This is a genomic window from Candidatus Cloacimonadota bacterium, assembly GCA_011372345.1.
Taxonomy (GTDB): Bacteria; Cloacimonadota; Cloacimonadia; order Cloacimonadales; family TCS61; genus DRTC01.
The window spans coordinates 1-1,746 of the sequence record DRTC01000323.1; the positions used below are offsets into that span (position 1 = coordinate 1).

At 38.0% G+C, this 1,746-nt stretch carries 2 protein-coding genes; both read right to left on the reverse strand.

What is annotated here, in order from left to right; genetic code table 11:
* The coding region (locus tag ENL20_06280) for a hypothetical protein (protein ID HHE38161.1) at positions 1 to 1,050 on the reverse strand (1,050 nt) is incomplete at its 3' end.
* A 243-nt stretch (positions 1,051 to 1,293) separates the two neighbouring features.
* The coding region (locus tag ENL20_06285; protein ID HHE38162.1) for a nitroreductase family protein at positions 1,294 to 1,746 on the reverse strand (453 nt) is incomplete at its 5' end.

Consider the following 1,746-nt stretch of genomic DNA (forward strand, 5'->3'; position numbering starts at 1 on the left):
CACAGAAATATTAGGATTCGCATTTAAAGAATCGGAAATATTTACATATCTATAGCAATAAACAGGTGAATAAAGTTCACGGAAATGATTGGTTGCTGCCAGATTATTCAGAGGGATTATGGTGTTATCATCTTCGTCTCGATAAACTGTTCCCATAATATTGTTGCATTCGACCACAATCCCGGATTCCTCATTTACACAATGAATGATCGAACCGCTCAAATGGAGAGCATCTTCGACAGCCTGGTAAACATCAAATTGGTCGTTTATGGAATTATTATCATAATCGTTCATCTCGATCCCATTACGGATCGATAGAAAGATCGGATGCAGGTTTTCTTCGTAATTTGCAGTGTCCATATTTCCCATATTCATAAAAGCAGCAATGCCATTTTGATTGATCGCAGAAAGTGCTCCGATCATTCCCGGAAAAGTGAAGGAAAGCCAGGGAACTTCATCCTCTTCAGAAGGAAAATTTACGAGCAGAAGATGATTATACAGTAAAGTTTCGTTAGGAGTCCAATCCATATTTCTTGTTATAACAAGTGATCCGAACAAGTTCGGATCTACGAGTGTGCTTTCTCCCCAACTGGAAAGACTGGAACAGCCAAAAGAGATATTCGGTGCATACATATTCATCCCGGACATATCAACGATGCAATTTGCACATAAAATATCGAAAGCATCAAGCTCTCGACCTAAAACTGAACTGTAAATATCGACTCCCGATTCTACGATTCCTGAAACCATTGCTTCCGTTTCCGTATGATATTTTTCTTCGATCTCAAAATGTTCCAAAATATATGACCGGAAATTCTCATATAAAAACGAATTGTTCCCGAAAACATAACCGATGATATAGTCTTCCGCGATTTCCTTGATCTCGCTTCCCATCAGATATCCATAAGCATATCCTCTTTCCTGGTGCGTTCCCCAGACTTTGAGGATTTTCTTGCCATCGACGGTGAGTGTGTCACCGTTTACGATTTGAGCGGATAATATCGTTGAAATAGAAACGATAAAAATTAGAATTAAAAATAGTTTTTGCATTTTTTTTCTCCTTGTTTTTATTTCAAAACCTGCTAAATTTCAAAAATTTGGCAAGTTTAAGATAATCTCTTCCAGCCAACACTTTCCGAAGCTTCCCCCAAAGATATTCTTTTAAAATAAGATTCGGAAAGTTTAGCGATATCATAATGAGAATTATTATCTCTGGTCGCAAATTTTTTCGATAAATAAGGATACTCCCTGCGGTCGTTGCAAGTCGAATCTTGCTTGAAAACTTGCCAAATTTCAAAAATTTGGCAAGTTTATTATCACATCCTCCAATTTTCTTTTCGGAACATGATGAACCTGCTTTTCATCACGATAATAACGGATATTTCCATTTTCTGAATCTTCCAGAACAACCTTCTCCTTCGGTTTCCCCAGGGCAATAACCAGCAGAATTTCATATTTTTCAGGAATACTTATCAATTCTCTCAAATTGTATCGCTGAACGGAACCAAACATACATCCGCCCAGTCCTTTTTCAGCTGCTCCCAAAAGAATTGACTGACAGGCAATTCCAGCATCACTCATCACATATTTGCCGGAATGTTCGGATAGAACCACAATATAAGCAGATGGTTTTTCTCCATCTTTCGGACCATCCCAGTTTTCTAAATAGCCAGCCCAACTTAATGTGGAGAATACTTTTTCATTCTCGCTGTCGGAATTTATCAAAATGTATCTCAATGGCTGCTC